This is a genomic window from Mycobacterium sp. E3198 (assembly GCF_001667015.1).
Taxonomy (GTDB): Bacteria; Actinomycetota; Actinomycetes; order Mycobacteriales; family Mycobacteriaceae; genus Mycobacterium.
The window spans coordinates 46,166-66,086 of record NZ_LZIS01000095.1 but is presented as its reverse complement, the minus strand read 5'-3'; the positions used below and the strand labels follow the sequence as shown (position 1 = coordinate 66,086).

At 69.0% G+C, this 19,921-nt stretch carries 13 protein-coding genes; 5 read left to right on the top strand and 8 right to left on the bottom strand.

The genetic code is table 11. The features are described from left to right. Positions 1–231: 231 nt before the first annotated feature. The 6 genes from A5673_RS10720 to A5673_RS10695 all read right to left on the bottom strand — a co-directional run bounded on the left by A5673_RS10720 (position 232) and on the right by A5673_RS10695 (position 6,738). Positions 232–1,452 carry a PPE family protein gene (locus A5673_RS10720; RefSeq protein ID WP_068231317.1) on the bottom strand — a complete coding sequence of 407 codons (1,221 nt, stop codon included), beginning with the start codon at positions 1,450–1,452 and terminating at the stop codon, positions 232–234. Positions 1,453–1,536: 84 nt separating this feature from the next. Next, entirely contained in the window at positions 1,537–2,769 is a 1,233-nt protein-coding gene (locus A5673_RS10715) for a PPE family protein (protein ID WP_068231121.1), read from the bottom strand. 420 nt (positions 2,770–3,189) lie between these two features. Then, complete coding sequence (locus tag A5673_RS10710) at positions 3,190–4,395, bottom strand: PPE family protein (protein WP_068231314.1); 1,206 nt, start codon at positions 4,393–4,395, stop codon at positions 3,190–3,192. Positions 4,396–4,404: 9 nt separating this feature from the next. Further along, positions 4,405–4,704 carry a PE family protein gene (locus A5673_RS10705; protein ID WP_066912455.1) on the bottom strand — a complete coding sequence of 100 codons (300 nt, stop codon included), beginning with the start codon at positions 4,702–4,704 and terminating at the stop codon, positions 4,405–4,407. Between the two features lie 166 nt (positions 4,705–4,870). Further along, positions 4,871–6,121, bottom strand: coding sequence for a PPE family protein (locus A5673_RS10700; RefSeq protein WP_068231117.1), 1,251 nt, complete (start codon positions 6,119–6,121; stop codon positions 4,871–4,873). A 422-nt stretch (positions 6,122–6,543) separates the two neighbouring features. Further along, on the bottom strand, positions 6,544–6,738 hold the full coding sequence (locus A5673_RS10695; RefSeq protein ID WP_068231312.1) for a ferredoxin: 195 nt from the start codon (positions 6,736–6,738) through the stop codon (positions 6,544–6,546). A gap of 196 nt (positions 6,739–6,934) precedes the next feature. Here A5673_RS10695 and A5673_RS10690 point away from each other — a divergent pair, with 196 nt between their 5' ends. Beyond that, the gene (locus tag A5673_RS10690; protein ID WP_068231113.1) at positions 6,935–8,110 is read left to right on the top strand and encodes a cytochrome P450; all 1,176 of its coding nucleotides are present in this window, start codon (positions 6,935–6,937) and stop codon (positions 8,108–8,110) included. Positions 8,111–8,237: 127 nt separating this feature from the next. Here A5673_RS10690 and eccCa read toward each other — a convergent pair whose 3' ends face one another. Together eccCa and eccB are read right to left on the bottom strand one after the other, a co-directional pair. Continuing rightward, a complete protein-coding gene (gene eccCa, locus A5673_RS10685; protein WP_068231110.1) occupies positions 8,238–12,404 on the bottom strand; it encodes a type VII secretion protein EccCa in 4,167 nt (1,388 codons plus the stop codon). Next, positions 12,401–13,924, bottom strand: a complete 1,524-nt coding sequence (eccB, locus tag A5673_RS10680) for a type VII secretion protein EccB (RefSeq protein ID WP_068231107.1) — start codon at positions 13,922–13,924, stop codon at positions 12,401–12,403. Before eccB ends, eccCa begins: the two co-directional genes overlap by 4 nt. 364 nt (positions 13,925–14,288) lie before the next feature. Here eccB and malQ point away from each other — a divergent pair, with 364 nt between their 5' ends. From malQ to A5673_RS10660, 4 genes are all read left to right on the top strand, one after another. Beyond that, on the top strand, positions 14,289–16,436 hold the full coding sequence (gene malQ, locus A5673_RS10675) for a 4-alpha-glucanotransferase (protein WP_068231104.1): 2,148 nt from the start codon (positions 14,289–14,291) through the stop codon (positions 16,434–16,436). A 29-nt stretch (positions 16,437–16,465) separates the two neighbouring features. Further along, a complete protein-coding gene (locus A5673_RS10670) occupies positions 16,466–17,359 on the top strand; it encodes an LLM class F420-dependent oxidoreductase (RefSeq protein ID WP_068231101.1) in 894 nt (297 codons plus the stop codon). Continuing rightward, entirely contained in the window at positions 17,356–17,826 is a 471-nt protein-coding gene (locus A5673_RS10665) for a nuclear transport factor 2 family protein (RefSeq protein WP_068231098.1), read from the top strand. Before A5673_RS10670 ends, A5673_RS10665 begins: the two co-directional genes overlap by 4 nt. 254 nt (positions 17,827–18,080) lie before the next feature. Beyond that, complete coding sequence (locus A5673_RS10660) at positions 18,081–19,886, top strand: molybdopterin-dependent oxidoreductase (RefSeq protein ID WP_068231309.1); 1,806 nt, start codon at positions 18,081–18,083, stop codon at positions 19,884–19,886. The last annotated feature ends 35 nt before the right edge of the window (positions 19,887–19,921 follow it).

Genomic DNA, 19,921 nt, shown 5'->3' with positions numbered 1-19,921 from the left:
AGGCCACCCGTTGGCAATTGTTCACCGGATGGCACGGCGAATTCACTTGTGGTAACGACACAGTAACAGCGCCCGGGCCCCTACCGCTGGCGTTCACAGGACCGTCACAGCAAACAGCCAGAGCCGGCGCCCCGCCGACGCTGTGGAAGGCCTGCTGGCCAGCACGTATGGAGCTTATCACCGACGGGGCGAGAGCGCTCGGGAGCAAATCGATCACAGCCGACGACCCGCCTACCCGGCCGCGGGCGGTCGGGCCATCACGACCGGCTTGAATCCGTACCGCGGACCCGCGCTGGATCCGCCGGTACCCGCGCCGGCCAGCGGCATGCCGCCCAGGAGGTTTCCGGCTCCCGCATCGGGCGCCTCGCGGACGTTGCTGACGGGTATGGCGGTGGCGTGGCTCGGCGCCGTGACGGGTCCCGACCACGAGGCCGGCACCGACAGCTTGCCGAGCGATGTCGCGCTGCCCAAGTGCGCCGCAACCGGTGCGCCCCCGCCGAGCAACCCACCCAGCCCAGGCAAGCCTTTCGGGACGGCGGCCGCCGCCGGCGCCGCCGCTCCGCCGATCGCGCCGAGGGTCTTGGCGGTCTGGGTCATGGAGTTGGCCATGCCGATGCTGAAGTAGGGCAGGCCCTCGGTGTTGTAGAACACCCCGGCGTACGGCGAAATCGCGGACATGAACGCCGAAAGGCTGCTGCCCGGGAAGGTGGGACTGCCGAACAAAAGCTGCCACACCGAGGACAGCGGGCCCGTGCCCGACGCGAAATACCACCATTCCTGTTGCAACGGCGCGTAAAACGGCGACGCCAGGCTGGTGAGTTGCGCGGTGATCTGACTGATGGCGCTGTTGATCTGGTTCTGTATCGAGCTCACCGAAGTGCCCGCGGCGGCGGTGGTCGCGGCCGCCTGGGTGCCCGCGGCGGTGGGACTGGCGACCGTCGGTGCCGCGGTGAACGGCGTCACGGTGGACGCCGACGCCGAGTTGCCGGCATAGCTGTACATGGTCGCGGCGTCTTGGGCCCAGAACTCGCCGTATTGCGCCTCCAATTGGGCGATGATCCCGGTGTTCTGGCCGAGCACGTTGGTCTGCACCGCCCGGGCCAGCTCGGCTCGGTTCGCGGCGATGAGCGGCGGCGGCACGATCGCCGCAAACGCGGCCTCATAGGCGGCCGCGGCCGCGCTGGCCTGGGTGGCCGCCTGTTCGGCCTGGGCCGCCGTGGTGCCCACCCACTCCACGTATGGCTGCGCCGCCGCGGCCATCGACTCCGAGGCCGGCCCCAGCCACTCCTCGCCGGCCAGCTGGGTCACCACATTCTCATAACCCAGCGCGGCAGCGTTGAGCTCGGCGGCCAGTGAGTTCCACGCCGAAGCCGCGGTCACCAACGGCGTGGAGCCCGCGCCGGCGTACAGGCGCGCCGAGTTGATCTCCGGCGGTAATGCGCCAAAATCGATTGCCATTTCCTGACTCCTTAACCAGTCGCGGCCGCGTTGGCCGCCTTCGTTACCGCGCTCGGCGAACGTCGTTGGGCATCTTGGTCATCCGGCCGATGGTGGGCGGGCGAGGACGCTGCGTCTGAAGCCATATTCGCGGGGCGGCCAGGCGGAGCCGGCGCGTCGGCTGCCGGTACCCGTCGGCATGCCGCGCAGCACACCGTTGGGGCCGGCGCCCTGCCGCTCGGTGGCGTAGTCGACGGCAAGAGCCTGGGCGGCTTGCTGCTCCACCGCGGCGGGAGAGCCGCCCCACGCCTGCGGCACCGACAGCCCGCCGATCCTGGCGGCCGAGGACAGATTCGCGGCCACCCCGCCGGGGCCGCCGGCGCCACCGGCGACGGCGCCCAGGTGCAGGCCGGCGAATTGTGGGGTGGCGAACCAGGCGCCCTGGGAACCGGCCGTCGTCCCGCCGGGGCCAAACGTCAGCTGCTGCGAGATCGAGCCGACGAAACTCATCATCCCGACCGAGAAGTACGGGAGCCCCACGCCAAACCGAGACAACGCGACGCGGTTCGCCACGTTGAGGTTGGCGAACTGCTGGACGATCCACCAGTTGTAGGGGTTCAGCGGCGACGCCAACGCTCCCGTCGAAAGTTGTTGCAGCGCTTGATTGATCGACGTGAAGATCGATGTGACCGAGATCGCGTCCGGGGTGAGGGACAGGCCGGGGGCCGCGGCGGGTGCGCCGGTCCCCGCGGGCGTGGCAACGGCTTGGCTGACGGCGGCCGCCTGCGCCGCAGGTCCGCTTTGGTCGGTCGTCTGGGCCGGCTCGATGAACGCGTTCAACCGGGCCGCGACCGCCGAGGCGCCGGCGTAGCCGTACATCGCCGTGGCGTCTTGGGCCCACATCTCCGCGTACTGGGCCTCGGTGGCGGCGATCGCGGGGAAGTTCTGCCCGAAGAAATTCGTCGCGACCAGGGTCATCAACAACACGCGGTTGGCCGCGACGGCGGGAGGAGGGACCGTCAGAGCGAACGCGGTTTCGAAGGCCGCCGCGGCCGCCCTGGCCTGGTTGGCCGTCTCCTCGGCCAGCGCTGCCGCGGTATTGAGCCAGGAGATATAGGGGGTGGCCGCGGCCATCATGGCCTGCGACGCCGGCCCCAGCCATGGTGACCCGGTCAGCTCGGTGAGCGCCGACGTGTAGCCGGTCGCCGTCAGACTCAGCTCGGCCGCCAGCCCGTCCCAGGCCGCCGCCGCGGCCATCATCGACCCGGAACCCGGGCCGGCATAGATGCGGCCCGAATTGATCTCCGGCGGTAACGCCCCGAAATCCAACACTTATGCGCCTCAAGCTGTCTTCGCTCGACGACCTTCACCGAGGTTGCTTGCAGTGAGGCTAAGTCGGCGCGCCCCCGGCCCGCCCTGGCGCGATCGGGCAGACCGCCCGGCGGCAGCCGTTAGCTACGCGGCGGACGGGCTGGGAGCGATTGCCACGACGGCGACGTCGGGACTCCGCGTCGCAGTCGTTCACCTGCGGCGATGCGCCGGCGACGCCGTCCCGCCGCGGCTGCACTTCGGTCGCGGCCGGGTGGCCGATCGTCGAGGAAAACCCCTACGTCACATAAAAATCCGGCCGCAGATAAAGGCCTTGTGGGCTGCGCGGGCGCAGGCGGCGACGACCGGGCCGTTACGCCGCGAACGACCGTGGGCGCAGGCATTGCTGCCTGCGCCCACGTCGCCAGATTCGAAGAAGGCCGGCTACCCGCCGAGGGGCGGCCGGGCCATCACGGTGGGACGGAACCCGTACCGGGGACCCGCACCGCTGGATCCGCCGGCGCCCGCACCGGCCAGCGGCATGCCGCCGAGCAGGTTGCCCGGTCCCCCGGCGGCCTCCGGGGCAGCGCTGATGCTGCTGACCGGGATCGCATGGGCCGCGGCAGCCGTCGGAGCGGTGGCCCCGGTCCACGAGACCGGCACCGACAGCTTGCCGATCGACGTCGCGCTGCCCAGGTGCGCCGCCGCGCCACCGACGCCGCCGCCCAGCAGGCCGCCCAACCCGGGCAGGCCCTTCGGGACGGCCGCCGCCGCCGCCGCGGGCCCGGTGATGGCCCCGAGGGTCTTGGCCATCTGGATGCCGAAGTTGCCCATACCGACGCTGAAGTACGGCAAACCCTCGGTGTTGTAGAAGAAGCTCGAGAAGTTGTTGTAGCCGCTCAGGAACGTGCCGACGTTGGACGGGAGCACCGTCTGGCCACTGATCAGGAACCAGAGCTCGGTCAACGGGTTGTTAGTCCCGAACTGGTTCACCGCCGAGACCGTCGAGCTGGGCGTGGCGAGGGCGCCCAACGAACCCTGGATCTGGCTGAGGTAGCTCTGCAGGGTCTGCTGGATCGAGGCGGCCGGCGCCGCGGACTGCGTGACGGCGGCGGCGGCCGGGTTGGCCACCGTCGGCGCGTTCTGGTACGGCGTCACCTTGGCCGCGGCCGCGGACTGACCGGCGTAGTTGTACATCGCCGCCGCGTTCTGAGCCCAGAATTCCTGGTACTGGGCTTCCAGCTGCGCGATGATCCCGTTGTTCTGGCCCAGGATGTTGGTCGCCATGGCCTGCGACAGCTCCGTGCGGTTGAGCGCGATCAGCGGCGGGGGCACCACCGAGGCGAGCACGGTCTCGTAGGCCGCCGCGGCGTTCTGCGCCTGGGCGGCGGCTTCCTCGGCCTGACCGGCGGTGGTCGTCATCCACTGCACGTACGGCTGCGCCGCCGACGCCATCGACGCCGAGGCCGGCCCCAGCCACTCCTCGCCGGCCAGCTGGGTGATGATCTGGTCGTAGCCCATAGCGGCCGAGGTCAGTTCGGCGGCAATCCCATTCCACGCAGAGGCCGCGGCCATCATCGACCCGGAACCGGGGCCGGCGTAGATCATCGCGGAGCTGACCTCCGGCGGCAACATACCCAAGTCACTCATCACTGCCTCCTAGCCGGCCGCGGCCGCGTTGGCCGCCTCGGTCGCTGCGTACGACCCCGAGCTGATGCCCAGGGTGCTGACGAACTGCTCGTGAATCGCCGCAGCCTGCGCGCTGACGGCCTGGTACATCTGTGCGTGCGCGGCGAACTGCGCCGCGGTCAGCGCCGACACCTCGTCGGCCGCCGCCGGCACCACCCCCGTCGTCGGGGCCGCCGCGGCAGCGTTCTGGGCGCTCAACGCCGAGCCGATGCCCTGCAGGCTGCCCGCGGCCGCCGCCAGCGCTTCCGGCTGTGTAGTCACAAAGGACATGTGGTTTTCCTCCTCAACTTTCAGGCTCGATGACCATCAAGGAAAGATTTGCTGCTGAAGTTTCCTTCAGACATGGCTTGCTAGTGAGACTAATTGGATCCCTCCGGGTCGCGCCTCCTTAGCGCCAACTGTTCACTGGTGGACAACTGCTGTTCATGTCGGCTCGTCATCCCGCCGACGGTGGGCGGGTCAGCACGCTATATCGGAAGCCGTACTTGTTGGTGTAGCCGTAGCCCGCGGTGCGCCGTCCCACGCCGCCCATCGGCATGCCGCGCAGGATGGCGTTTCCGGGCACGGCGTTCGCGCCGGCGTTGGCCGGGGTCTCCTCGCTGACGGCGCTGACCAGGGTGGCCTCGGCGGTCGGGTTGGTCCAGTTGGCCGGGACCGACAACGCCCCGACCTTGCCGGCCTGGCCCGCGTTGGCCAACACCGCGCCGCTGCCCTGGCCGCTGACCGAGCTCGCCCCGATCGCGCCCAGGTGCAGGCCGCCGAACTGCGGGGTCGGGAACCAGCCACCGGCCGCACCGACGGTGGTGCCGCTACCGAACGTCAGCTGCTGGCCATAGGACCAGCCGAAGTTCCCGATGCCGACACCGAAGTAGGCCTGCAGGGTCTGCCTGGCCGAGTTGAACAGCGGCGGAGTGATCCCGAACCAGTTGTTGCTCGGGGTGGGCAGCCCGTAGGTGAACAGATCTTTGAGCTGGTTCTGCAGCATCGAGAACGGCCATTGCGTGAAGTTGTAACCGTTCAGCTGCTGCAGCGCCAGCTGCTGCAAGGTCTGCGGGATCGACGCGGCCTGCACCGCCTGCGCCGCGGTCTGCGCGGAGTTGCCGGCCGGCTGCGCGGTGGCCTGGGCGACTGCGGCACCCTGTTCGGTCGGCGCCTCCGGCGTGCTGGTGTTGGGCGGCGCCTGGTAGGGCGTCAAGACCGTGGCGGCCGCCGACGAGGCGGCGTAGCCGTACATGGCGGCGGCGTCCTGGGCCCACATCTCCATGTACTGGGCCTCGGTGGCCATGATCGCCGGCGTGTTCTGCCCGAAGAAATTCGTCGCCACCAGCGTGGCCAGCAGCACCCGGTTGGCCACGATCACCGGCGGGGGCACCGTCATCGCGAACGCCGCCTCGAAGGCGCCCGCGGCCGCGCGGGCCTGGCTGGCGCTCTCCTCGGCCAGCCCCGCCGCCGTGCTGAGCCAGCTCACGTAGGGCACCACCGCCGACACCATCGCGGTCGACGAGGGTCCCACCCACGGCGCGCTGGTGAGTTCGGTGATCACCGAGTTGTAGCCCGAAGCCGCGGTGCTCAGCTCCGCAGCCAGCGCATCCCAGGCCGTCGCGGCAACCATGATCGACTCAGCTCCCGGACCCGCATACATCCGACCGGAATTGATTTCGGGCGGTAACGCTCCGAAGTCGAACACCCCGTGTCCTCCTCAGTCGGCCGTGATCGCGTAGGCAATCACGGCGGTCAGGTAAAAATCGTGGTGAGCGCGGTCACGCCTTTGTGGACCAGCAAACTCGGTCCGCGGGATCCGAGCGCACGGCGACGCACCCGACCCCTCCGTCCAAATGGGTGCTTCGCCAACGGGATTACCGGACTTCCGGTCAGACAAGAGATCCACAATGTGCGCCTCGATCAGCCCGCGGTCAGCAACCGAGCGACAGCTCCTAGTGCCCGAACTGCCGCTCGCCAAAGACATTAGCCGCTGATAATGGGCAGGCCGACCGACGATGCCAACTGTTCATTCCGAGCCAATTATTGTTCACTCCCGGCCAACCGCAGTTCACCAACGGCCGCCAATCGTTCACCCGCCGTTTGCTTTTGGTTCGACCGTTCGCGCCCCTAATCCTCCTCGAGGATCAGCGCCATTTCCGGGCAGGAGGCCACGCCGTCGCGAGTCACCTGTTCGTCCTCGGGCCGCACCTCATGCTCTTCGAGGGTCGAATAACCGGACGCGTCGATGGGGAACAGCTCGGGATCGACGGCGTAACACTGGGCGTGGCCCACGCATCTGGACTTTTCGAGACGAACCTTCACCAGGTTTCCTTCTTCGACGGAGGTAGATTGGTCGGTCGACAAAGTCTAAGAGATAGCCGCCGGTCGCGGACGCGCCGATTGGTGCCCTTGTCTGCTCCATGCGATATTGGTGTGCCATCGGGACCGGCGGACCCGCCCCGTCGGGGACCGCGAAGGCAAGACACGAAAATCACTCGGACAAGCGGAGATCGAGCGCATGAGCACTCTTGGCGACGGCCAGCCGGGCAGCTTCCACCTGCCGCGGCTCGAGTACACCAAGTTGCCGTTGGCGGACGACCGTGGTGTCGGCTGGAAAACGTTGCGGGACGCCGGGCCGGTGGTGTTCATGAACGGCCACTACTACATCACCCGTCGGGAGGACGTGCTCGCCGCGCTGCGCAACCCCAAGGTCTTTTCCTCGCGGCTGGCACTGCAACCCCCCGGCAGCCCGTTACCGGTGATACCGCTGGCGTTCGACCCGCCCGAGCACACCCGCTACCGCAAGATCCTGCAGCCGTACTTCAGCCCGCAGGGACTGAGCAAGTCGCGACCGGTGCTGCAGCGCCACGCCGCCGAGATGATCGCCGAGCTGGCCGGGCGCGGCAAGTGCGACGGCATGGCGGATTTCGCGAGGCTGTACCCCTTTCAGGTCTTCCTCGATCTCTACGGTCTGCCGGTCGAGGACCGCGACCGCGTCATCGAGTGGAAAGACGCGATCATCGCCGACAAGCCCTACATGACGCAGGAGGACTTCGGCAAGGCGCATGAGCTGTTGGCGTATCTGACCGACGCGATCGTCCAGCGCCGGGCAAAGCCGGGTGAGGACATGTTGTCCCAAGTGATGATGGGCGAGGGCGACTTCACCGACCTCGAGCTGCTGGGCATGAGCCACCTGCTGATCCTGGCGGGCCTGGACACGGTGACCGCGGCGATCGGGTTCTCGCTGTTCGAACTCGCGCGTAGGCCGCAGCTCCGCGAACAGCTGCGCGACAACCCAAGGCAGATCAGGGTTTTCATCGAGGAGATCGTGCGGCTCGAGCCGTCGGCGCCGGTGGCGCCCCGGGTCACGACCGAGATCGTCACCGTGGGCGGCATGACGCTGCCCGCGGGCACCCCGGTGCGCCTGTGCATGGCGGCGGTCAACCGCGATGGCAGCGACGCGATGTCCACCGATGAGCTGTTCCTGGACGGCAAGGTGCACCGGCACTGGGGATTTGGCGGCGGGCCGCACCGCTGCCTGGGTTCGCATCTGGCGCGGATCGAGCTGACCATCATCGTCGCGGAGTGGCTCAAGCAGATCCCCGATTTCGAGGTGCCGGCGGATTACAAGCCCGAGATCAAATTCCCGTCAAAGACCTTCGCGCTCAAAGAATTACCGCTGCACTGGAGCTGATCCCGGTCGATCGGGACCAAACCCCAGCGCAGCGGTATCGCCGTCCTAGTCCTGATGGCGGCGACCCGTCCCCCAGCTACGCGGGGGTACCCCCAGCGCCCGGCTTCGCCGCGCTCGCGATCGCCGTCTAGTGGCGGAACTCGGTGGCCGCCACCTGCACGAAGATGCCGGTGTCCTCGGCCATCAGGAGGCCTCGGCCGCGGGGCAGCGGGCCGCCCTTCATCTTGCCGCGGATGAAGCCCTCGTCGGGATCGGCGTCCATCACCAGCAGCGGCGCGTTCGCCTGGTGCAGAGCGCGCAGCATCGGGTCGCTGCCGGCCGACGACCACCCACCGAACGTGCGGGTCACGATCACGTGCAAGCCGACGTCGGCGGCCCTGGTGACCCAGGCGGCGGCCTTGTGCAGCGGTGAATCGAAGCCCGCCGGCAGCTGCTGGATGTCGTCGACGATCAAGAAGATCTCCGGGCCGCTCCACCAAGAGTGCGACAACAGCTCCTGCGCCGACAGGCCGGGCGGTGGTTCGCGGCTGGCCAGCAGAGCCGACATCTCGTTCATCATCTCCTGCACGCCGTCGAGGTTGTAGGCGAACTTCTCGACGTACTCGGAGCCCAGCACGGTCAACAGCTGACGGCGCGGGTCGACCAGCCACACCTGCGCCGACGGCCGTCCGGCCGGCGCTGTCGGCGCGCTGCTCGATCCCGGCGCATACAGCCGGCCGATCTCGGACATGATGGTGGCCAGCGTCGTGGTGCGCCCACACTCGCGCCGGCCCGTCACCATCAGGTGCGCGTTCTCGGCGAAGTTGAGGTACACCGGCGCCAGGTCCAATTCCGAGATGGCCCAGGCGATTCCGCCGGCGCCCACCCCTTGGCGGGTGTCGCGGGCGGCGAGCTCGCGCACCTGCTCCACGCCGAACCGCGCGGGCAGCCGGCGCACCGGCGGCGCCTGGCCGCTCGCGAGGCGGCTGACGGCCTCGATGATGCTGTCGGACGCGAACACATGGTCGGGCGTGTTGGCCAGCGCGGGCCGCGCGATCAGCGTGTGCAGGCCGGCCTGCGGGTCGGAATCCAGGCGGACGTAGTTGACCGCGACCATGCCGCGCCCCGGCTTGACCGGGACCTCCTTGGCGAACCGGGAACGCACCAGCTTGGCGTCCTCCACCGCGGCCAGGCGCAGCTCGATGCGGGAACCGAAACCGCTGCGCACCGGCGGACGCAGCTCCGATTCGCGGTCGGCCGTGACGACCACGTGCACGCCGAACGAGGGGCCCTGGTTGATGATCAGGTTCACCTGCTCGATCAGCACCTCGTTTTCCTCGGCCAATGCCCGGTAGTTGTCGATCACCAGGTAGACGTCGCCGAACCCGTCGTTGGGCACCGGCCCGGCCTCGCCGGCGAACTTGCGCCGCCGGAACACGTCCATCGAGGCGATGCCGTATTCGAGGAAGGTGCGCTTGCGCTCGCGCACCAGCGCCAGCAGTTCGGCCACGGTACGGCGCACGCCGTAGGGGTCCGTCGGGCCGGCCACCTCACCGACGTGCGGCAGGCGCGCGATGGTGGTCAGCGCGGTGCCGCTGTACGCCAGGCAGTAGAACTGCACCTGCTCGGGGGTGTGCGTCAGGGCGGCCGAGCAGATCAGCGTCTGCAGCGCCGTGGTCTTGCCCGAACCGCCGGCCCCCAGGATCAGGACGTTGGCACCGGGCCCGGAGGTGTCGACCGTCCACGGCGGCTGGTCGTGCTTGAACGGGCGGTCGATGATCCCGATCGGGAACACCAGGTTCTGGGCGGTGCCGTAGTCCTGCTGCCACGGGTGGCCGATGAACCGGTTGACCAGGTCGTCGATTGCGACGGGCTGGTTCAGCGGCGGCTGCCACAGCCGGTAGGGCTCGAAGTCGATCTTGCGCAGCTGATCGATGATCACCGTGCCGACCTTCGGCACCCTGATCCCTTCCTCGTCCTCCTCGGCCTCGCCGTCGGCATCGAGCGCCTCGCCGTTCGAGTGGATGGCCACCGGCTCCAGCTCCGGTCCCCCGACGCTGACCTCGAGCGGGGTGAACGAGTTGGTAAACAGTTGCGGGCGAACGTAGTCGATGCTGTGCACCAGCGTCGGGGCTTCCTCGCCGTCGATGGTGATGCCGCGCGAGATGTAGTCCCGCCACAGGAACTCGGCCTGGAATCGGACGATGTCCTCGAGGCTGCGGCGGAAATACCCCAGGCCGGCCTGGGCCGGCAGGTTCACCGCGTTCGGCACGCCGGCCGCCTGGGCCGCGCCGGCGGTGCGGGCCTTCAGCACCAACCGGTAACCCATGTTCTCCATGAGCTTTTCGGCGCGGCTCTCGATGGTCTGCGACGCCATCATCAGGTGGATCCAGTAGGCGCGGCCCTGACGCCCGATCGAGTCCAGCACGTCGACCGCGGTCGGCATGATGCGGAACCACTCGTAGAACTCGTCGATGACGACCACCAGCATCGGCAGCGCCGGCATGTCCTGGCCGCGCGCCCGCATCCGCAGGCGCACGGAGTTGTACTCCTTGGCGTCGTCGACACCGGCGCTGTCGCAGATCGCCTTCCGGCGGGCGATTTCGCCCCAGAGCGCGTCCAGGAAGCGCTCCATCAGCGCCTGGTCTTCCTCCAGGTCGGTGATGATGCGCGACACGTGCGGCACGCCCGCGAACGGCTTGACGGCCGAACCACCCTTGAGGTCGGCCAGCACGAACTGCAGTTCCTCGGGCGGGTGTCCGAGCATCAGCGATTCGATCACGGTCCGCACCAGCGTCGACTTACCCGAGCCGGTCGTCCCGGACATGACACCGTGCGGGCCGTCGCCGCCCTCGTCGAGCGACTTCATGTCCAAGAACAAAAGCTCGCCGTTGTCGGAGCGGTTTCCGAACGGCGCACGCAGCCGCGACCGGCCCATCGAGTCGGTGCGGCTGCCCCACAGCGCGTCGAAGTCGATGTCGGCCGGGTCGTCAATTCCGTAGTACGCCATGATGTCTCGCGCACCGATGTGGGCAACCCGCTGACCGATCTCTTCGTACGCCTCGGCCAGTCGCCAGCGCGCCAGCTTCTGCGCGAACTCCTCCGACTCCGCGATGCTGAGGTGGTCGGTCAGGGCGAAGAACCACGCGCTTTCGTCGATGACCATCCAGGTGTCGCGGTCGCGGGGCAGCGCCTCGATCACGCCGCGCTCGTCGAACTTCAAGGTCCGCTCGGGGACGGCCGACCACATCGATCCGCCGGTCAGGTCGAAGAAGGTCACGCCGTCGATGCCCTCGGCGCTGATCACGAACTCCCACTGCGGGTCCGAGACGTCGGCGATGATCACCGTGTGCGGGGTCGGCGTCTGCGCCGACGAGCTGGCGTGCCGGGGCGTGAACGAGCCACGGCCGGCGAACAATTCGGCCTGCTCCGCGGCGAACTCCCGCACCGAGCTGTAGACCATGCGCGCGTTGCCCGCCGCGTCCTGCCGGCGCGGGTCGCCGAAGTGCGGCAGCCACTTCACCCAGTCCCATTGCTCCAGCTCGGAGCTGACCACGATCATCTGCACGTGGTCCGGCCCGTGGGAGAACGCCAGCTGGCAGACGATCGCCCGCATCAGGCCCAGCACCTGCTCGCGGTCCCCGATCAGCGAGTACCACGGCTCCACCAGCAGGGAGATCATCTTGGGCAGGTTGTAGACGACGCTTTGGTAGCGACCGAATTCCTGCAGCGCCTTACCCGTGACGGGCTCAAGCTCGATGTCGGTCGGCATGTTCTGGGGCTCGCCCCAGGTCACCTCGGGGCGCGTCATGCCCACGCCGACCCGCACCACACCGAAGTTGAGGTCCTTGCCGTCGGGCTTGCGCTCCCACATCCGCGACGACCCGACGGCCGCGGCCAGGGTGTCCGGCGCCGGGTGGAACCAGCGGTAGTTGGCGTCCATGCTGTCGGCCGACTCGTGGGCCGTCTCGCGCAGCATGTCGAGCATCAGCATGAACTGGGCGCGCATCGCGTCCAGCTTCGGCCGGCTCATCTGCTGCTGGCCGCCGAACCGGCCGCCGAACATCATCATCGCCATGCCGCCGATCATGAAGATCGGGAAGATCGCGCCGACGCCGCCGAACACGTGCGAGCCGCTGGCGAAGGTCATGGCGACCATGCCGCCCAGCAGGCCGATCACCACCACGCCGACCACCACGATCCACCAGGGCTTGCCCTCGGGTGGCGGGATGCTCAGCGGGGTCGGTAGGACGATGTTCTCCGGCTTGATGACCGGGGGCTTCTCCGGCGTTGGCCGGGCAAATCCGCGCTTCACTTAGGTACCACCAAATCTCCAGGGGACATGTCCATCGGTAGCGTGTCGTGCTCCACCAAGGCGTCTGCTCTCGACAGGGTCGGGCCTTGCGGCAGCAGTCGCAGCGCCACCCACGGCGCCAGGCTCGGTGTGGTCTTCAAGCCCAACGCCTCGCGGGCCTCGCGGGTGTCGTCGACGCCGAACCGGGCGCCGGCGTCGGTGAGCCACCACAGCGATTCCGTCGTCTTGGCGCCGGGATCGTTGCCGGTGACGGCCACGAAGTTCGCGTGGTCGGAAGCGAAGTAGACCTGGTCGGCCTCGCGACCGGTCGTGTCGGCCTTCACCAGGGACACGACCTTGTTCGACTCCTTGGTCGGGATGGGCAGGGTCGACCCGGACACGACCTGGATGCGGGCCCGGTTCTCACCGGAGGACTTCTGCCACCACCAGCAGGTCGCCGGGTTCTCCCGCATGTCCATCACGTTCAACGGATTGTCGGGGTACGACGACAGGTCCAGCTTGTTGACCACCGGCATCTTCGCCAGCGCCGACGGCTCCACCGTGACCGGCTTGGTGTTGCCACCCGGGCCGCCGGCGTTCTGCAGGATCTGCGCCACCAGCGGGGGCAGCGTCTGCACGCCCTCGGTCAACACCAGCGAATACTGTTGCGGTCCACTGATTTGCGGTGTGACGATCACCGTCCCCACCGGCCCGGGCGCACCCGCGAACGTCGCCGGGGAGCCCGCGTTCGGTATTTCGGGCACCGTCAGCTCCGGCCCCACCGGCAGCGCGTCGTAGAGCGCGCGGCTCATCGGCTTCGCCATGCTGACCTGCTCGGGCGTCAGGCCCAGCGGCAACAGGACCGAGCGGTTCGTCGCGTCGATCTTGGACCGGCGCCCCTGCCGGACCACCCACGCCTCGTCGCCGTAGCGCAGCACCACCGCGTCCGATCCGTTCAGCACCTGGCGGTGGCCGCTGAGGTCCGGGGTGCCGTCGATCACGGTCACCGTCACCCCCGACGGCGCGCCCGTCCCGGTCGAACCCGCGACCGTGTCGCACACCAGCCACGACGACGCGGCCGGGGTCTTGGGCGCGAAGTTCGACGGGGCGCCGGGAATCCCCACCAGGGGCCCGCGGGGCAGGTTCGCGATCTGACTGGACCGCACCAGGTGCGGGTTGTCCGGCCGCCCGGTGATCAGCCGCGCCGACGCCAGGTTCAGCGCCGGGTACAGCTTGTCGCCTACCCGGACGTACAGCGCGCCGGAGTCACGGTCGGCGATGATCGGCGACTCGTTGATCTGGCCGCTCGGGCTGAGGAAAGACCACAGCAGCGCGCCCAGGCAAATCACCAACGAGGCGGAAACCGAGGCCACGACGGCCAGCGTCTGGCGCCGTCCCGGTTCGATCTCCATGCGGACCCGCCAGCGGGTCAGTGCCATCGCGGTTCGGCGGGCCAGGAATTGATAGCCCGTCACCTGGGTGCGGGTCGACAACCCGAGGCCGTACCCCGACCCCCGCTGCCCGCGACTCTCTTCCGCCACGTTATTTCACCATCCGGTCTGTTAGAACGCCTGGATATTGTCCGTCGAAAATGTCCACTGCGCGAATTACATCGACAACCGTAAGGGACCCGCACCTGCCTCGCCACGCGTTGGCGTGCGCTTCACCTTCTATTTACATCTCACTGGGCCGGCGAACCCCGCCTCTTTTCGAGCGCCCAGACCACGGGCGGCGCGGACAGCGGCGCCGCCGACATTGCTCTTCCCCACTCATCCCCCGGCTGGATTTTCGCGTCTTCACTGGGCATGTTAGCCGCGGATGTCCTTCCCGTCCTGCTGAAGGGCAACCTTGCAGCGAAGGCCCCGCCCGGCGCGGATTCCGGCATCCTCAAGCAAGATGGGCGGCATGCCTGAGCTCGCGCCCTCGCTGGTCGAACTCGCCCGTCGGTTCGGCATCGCGACCGAATACGAGGACTGGACCGGGCGGGCGGTGCCGGTCCCCGCGGAGACGCTGGTGGCGGTGCTCGCCGCGCTGGGTGTCGAGGCCGGCACCGAACAAGAGCGCAACGCCGCCCTGACGGCGCAGCGGCGGGCGTATTGGCAGCGCCGAATGCCGGCGACCATCGTCGGGCGCACCGGCGAGCAGATCCGGTTCTGGGCGCACGTGACCCACGGCGACCCCGCCGAGGTGTGGCTGCAGCTCGAGGACGGCACGGTCCGCGGCGGGGTGCAGCAGGTGGACAACTTCACGCCGCCATTCGAGCTGGACGGACGCTGGATCGGCGAGGCCAGCTTCGCCCTGCCCGCCCACCTGCCGCTGGGCTACCACCGCGTGCACCTGCGCTCCGGCGAGTCCGAAACGAGCACCGCGCTGATCGTGACACCCGACTGGCTCGGCCTTCCCGAGCAGCTCGGGGCGCGGCGCGCGTGGGGGCTGGCCGCCCAGCTCTACAGCGTGCGGTCCAGCCAGTCGTGGGGGGTCGGTGACCTCACCGACCTGACCGACCTCGCGGTGTGGTCGGCGTCCCGCCACGGCGCCGACTACGTGCTGATCAATCCGCTGCACGCTGCCGGGTTCGGCCCGGGCGGCCGCATGGAGCCGTCGCCGTACCTGCCCACCTCGCGCCGCTTCGTCAACCCGATCTATCTGCGTGTCGAGGCGGTCCCGGAATACGCCGACCTCACCAAGCGCGGCCGGGTGCGGCGGCTCCGCTCGGACGTCCAGCGGCGGGCCGCCCGGCTCGACGCCATCGACCGCGACGGCGCCTGGGTGGCCAAGCGCGAGGCGCTCAAGTCGTTGCACGAAGTGCCGCGGTCGGCCGGCCGTGAGCTGGCCTACGCAGCGTTCCGCGACCGGGAGGGGACCGCGCTGGACGACTTCGCCGTGTATTGCGCGCTGGCCGAGGAATACGGCGGCGATTGGCACCGCTGGCCGGATTCGTTGCGGCATCCCGGCGCCCCCGGGGTCGCCGGGTTCGCCGAAAGGCATTCGGACTCAGTCGATTTCCACCGGTGGCTGCAATGGCAACTCGACGAACAGCTCGCCTCGGCGCAGTCGCAGGCGGTTCGGGCCGGGATGGCGCTGGGCGTCATGGGAGACCTCGCCGTCGGAGTCCACCCCGACGGCGCCGACGCCTGGGCCCTGCAGGATGTGATGGCGCTGGGCGTGACCGCGGGCGCGCCACCGGACGAGTTCAACCAGCTCGGCCAGGACTGGTCGCAGCCGCCCTGGCGCCCGGACCGGCTGGAGGAGCGCGAGTACCTGCCGTTTCGCGCGCTCATCCGGGGACAGCTGCGGCATGCCGGCGGTGTCCGCATCGACCACATCATCGGATTGTTCCGGCTGTGGTGGATCCCGCAGGGCGCACCGCCCACCCAGGGCACCTACGTGCGCTACGACCACGAAGCGATGATCGGCATCGTCGCCCTCGAGGCGCACCGGGCCGGCGCGCTGGTCGTCGGAGAGGATCTCGGCACCGTCGAACCCTGGGTGCGCGACTACCTCCTGTTGCGCGGCGTGCTTGGCACCTCGATCCTGTGGTTCGAACTGGATCGGGACGCAACCGGCGGGCCGCTGCCCGCCGAGCGCTGGCGCGAGTACTGCCTGTCCTCGGTCACCACCCACGATCTGCCGCCGACGGCCGGTTACCTGGCCGGCGAACACGTGCGGCTGCGGGAGTCACTGGGGTTGCTCACCCGCCCGGTGGAGGCCGAGCTCGAATCCGACCGGGCCGAGCTGGCGGCGTGGCTGGCGGAGCTGCGCCGAGTCGGCCTGCTGGGCGACGGCCCGGACGTTCAGGACGACCCGGAACGCGTCATCCTCGCGCTGTACCGCTACCTGGGCCGAACGCCGTCGCGCCTGCTGGGGGTGGCGCTGACGGATGCCGTCGGCGACCGCCGGACCCAGAACCAGCCGGGCACCACCGACGAATACCCCAACTGGCGGGTTCCGCTGACCGGGCCCGACGGCCGGCCGGTGACGCTCGAGGACGTCTTCGCCGATCCCCGGGCGGCCAGGCTGGCCGAGGCGGTCCGCGAGGCGATCGCGCCGTAGGTCCACGTGGCCTGTTAGCTTCTGGTCCCATGGAGGCTTCCCCAAAAGTCGGGGTGGTGGCCCCGGTCGCCGACGGTGTGACCGCGGATCCCGAGTGGATGGCGAGCTTCGCGGGCCACCTGGAGCGCTGCGGGTTCGAATCGATCGTCGTCGTCGAGCACACCGTTCTTCTCACCCGCTACGAGAGCGTCTATCCCTACGACAGCTCCGGACGCGTCGGCCTGGCCGCGGACTGCCCCATCCCCGACCCGCTGGACCTGCTGGCCTTCCTGGCCGGCCACACCAGCCGCCTCCGGCTCGCCACCGGGGTACTGGTGCTGCCCAACCACCACCCGGTGGTGCTGGCCAAGCGGGCGGCGACCGTCGACGCGCTCTCGGGCGGCCGACTGCGGCTGTGCGTGGGCGTGGGCTGGCTCTCCGAGGAGCTGGCCGCCTGCGGCGCGGAATTCGACAGCCGGGGCAGGCGGGTCGACGAGCAGTTGGCCGTGCTGCGGGCGCTGTGGGCCGACCGCCCGCAAGGGGCGTCGCACCACGGCGAGTTCTTCGACTTCGACGACGTCATGTGCTACCCGAAACCGGCTGCGGGCGAACGTCTTGGAATCCATATCGGCGGCCACAGCCGGGCGGCGGCACGGCGCGCGGGGCGCTTGGGAGATGGCTTCCAACCGCTGGGCGTGGCGGGCCCGCAACTCGCGTCGCTGATCGCGCTGATGCGCGAGGAGGCGGCCGGGGGGGGCCGCGACCCGGCGGCCCTGGAAGTGTCGCTGGGCCACGCGGTCGCCAAGATCGACGCCGAACGCGCGGGCGCCCTGGTCGACCAGGGCGCCGACCGGATCGTGTTGTCGATGCCGCCGACCGGCGACATCGAGGAGGCCAAGGACCTGCTGTCGGCGTGTGCGCAACGGCTGTCGCTGGCGCCATGACCCTTTCCGCCGATGACCGGATGGCGCTCAGCGATCTGGTGCACCGCTACGCCGCACGCATCGATGACCGCCAATTCGACGCCGTCGTAGGGCTTTTCACCGAGGCGGCCGAACTGGTGCTGCCCGAGCCGCCGGCCGCGCTGGAGCCCGTCCGCTCGCACGCGGGCCGGGAGGCCCTCGCCGCCGCGGTGGCCGCCGTCGCCGCGGTCGACCGCACCGAGCACGCCATCGTCGGTGAGGTCTATGACGAGGGCGCGCGCCCCGGCGCCGCGAGCGGGCGCGTCGCGTGCGTCGCGCACCACTGGAGCCGGCGCTCCGGTGAGGTGGTCGACGTGGTGTGGCACCTGCGCTACGACGACGACTACCGCCTGACGGACGCCGGCTGGCGGATCAGCCGCCGCGCCCTGACCATCAACGCCATTGAGACCCGCCCGGCCCGGAAACTGCTGCCGCGCGACCCGGCCTAGCCGATGTCCAGAAGGTTATGCCCAAACTCACAGTGACCGCCAAGAAACCGAGTTTGCGGCGCCAAATGACCTTTTGATTGGCAGTTGCGGCTATCGCTATCGATGCCGGTGCGGATTTTGCCCGCCGGCAACTGTCGCCGACGGCCGCGCAGCCCGGCGCGGCCCGCCGGAGCGCCTTCGTTCCCGATCGAGTCCAATTTATCCAAGTCCGCTCGGGTATTTTCGGCCCCGTGACCAACACCGAGCATCGGGACCTGCACGCCCGGACCGCCGGGGGGCGGGCAGCGGCGGACGGCGTCGCGTCGACACTGGCAGTAGGCGCGCCGCTGACGGAAACTCCGGACTACCGCAACGAGATACACACCGCCGAGGACACCATCGACGTGGCGGCCTACGGTGGCGGCTTCGACCTGACCCGGCGGGCGACGGCCCCCAAGCTGCGGGTCGGGCGCGACAGGTGGTTCAACCTGCTGTGGCTGATCCCGATCGGCTTTGCCCTGCTGGTCGTGGGAGTGGCGATCGGCAAAGGCCTGCACAACATGCCGGCGGTGCAGGCGTTCATCCAGCACTACCCGGGGACCGACACGCATACCGGTGTCAGCCCCGGACTGCCCGCGTGGATCGGGTGGACCCACTTCTTCAACCTGTTCATGATGATGTTCATCATCCGCACGGGGATCCAGATCCTGTGCGACCATCCCCGGCTCTACTTCAGCCGCAACGCCACGCCGGGCAAGGACGAATGGTTGCGGGTGGGGCCGCCGGTGCCGGACGACGAACTGTGGACCGCCAACGCCGACACCGTCGCGCTGCCACCGCAATTCGGGTTGCCGGGATTCCGGCACTCCATCGGGCTGGCCCGGTGGTGGCACCTCGGCATCGACGTCTTGTGGCTCGTCAACGGGTTGGTCTTCTATGTGCTGTTGTTCGCCACCGGGCAGTGGCGCCATATCGTCCCCACCAGCTGGGACGTCTTTCCCAACGCCGCGTCGGTCGCGGTGCAGTACCTGTCGCTGGACTGGCCGAAGGACAACGGCTGGGTCGCCTACAACGGTCTGCAACTGCTGGCGTACTTCACCACGGTCTTCATCGCCGCGCCGGCGGCGTTGATCACCGGCCTGGGCATGTCGCCGGCGCTGTCGCAGCGCGTGCACTGGCTCAGCAAGCGGCTGAGCATTCAGCACGCGCGCTCGCTGCATTTCGTTGTGCTGGTGTACTTCTTGTTCTTCATCCTGGTGCACGTGACGATGGTGTTGACCACCGGCGCGCTGCAAAATCTCAACCACATGTTCGCCTCGCGCGACGACGCTAGCTGGGTGGGTTTCTGGATCTTCGCCGCGGCGATGGTGGTGACGGCCGTCGCGTGGGTGTGGGCCACCCCGTTCACCATTCGGCATCCCCGGGTGATCCAGCGGGTCGGCTATGCGCTCGTCGGTCCGTTCCAACGCGTGCTCGAACAGCTCGACCCCAAGCCCGGGGCGTTCACCGAAAAAGACATCTCACCGCACCACTGGCGCAACGGCCGGCTGCCCGAGACCGTCGAGTACAAAGAGTTGGAGGCCAACGACTTTCGCGATTGGCGCCTGAGGGTCTATGGGCTGGTCGAGCACCCGATGGAATTCTCGCTCGACGATCTGAAGGCGCTGCCCTACCACGAGCAGATCAGCCAGCACTTCTGCATCCAGGCGTGGTCCGGCGTGGCCAAGTGGGGCGGCGTGCAGATGAAGGCGATCATGGACATCGTCAAGCCGCTGCCCGAGGCGAAATGGGCGGTGTTCTATTCGATGGGCCTCGGCGCCACCGGCGGCATCTACTACAACGCCCACCACATCGGCCAGATGGACCATCACATGACGATGCTGGCCTACAACATGAACGACCAGCCGCTCCCCTATCTGCACGGCAAGCCGCTGCGGCTGCGCAACGAGTTGCAGCACGGCTTCAAGCTGGTGAAGTGGATCAAGGGGATCGAGTTCGTCGCCGACTATCGCGACATCGGCAGCGGTTACGGCGGTTACAGCGAAGACCACAAGTACTTCGGACGCCACCAGACGCTATAGGGCCCGCGCCCGGAAGTCGTTTCCGCCGAGGGTGT

Coding starts and splice junctions, on each gene's coding strand:
- A5673_RS10705 (WP_066912455.1), bottom strand. CDS start 4,704: ATGTCCTTTGTGACTACACAGCCGGAAGCGCTGGCGGCGGCCGCGGGC.
- A5673_RS10710 (WP_068231314.1), bottom strand. CDS start 4,395: ATGAGTGACTTGGGTATGTTGCCGCCGGAGGTCAGCTCCGCGATGATC.
- A5673_RS10665 (WP_068231098.1), top strand. CDS start 17,356: ATGACCCTTTCCGCCGATGACCGGATGGCGCTCAGCGATCTGGTGCAC.
- A5673_RS10670 (WP_068231101.1), top strand. CDS start 16,466: ATGGAGGCTTCCCCAAAAGTCGGGGTGGTGGCCCCGGTCGCCGACGGT.
- A5673_RS10690 (WP_068231113.1), top strand. CDS start 6,935: ATGAGCACTCTTGGCGACGGCCAGCCGGGCAGCTTCCACCTGCCGCGG.
- malQ (WP_068231104.1), top strand. CDS start 14,289: ATGCCTGAGCTCGCGCCCTCGCTGGTCGAACTCGCCCGTCGGTTCGGC.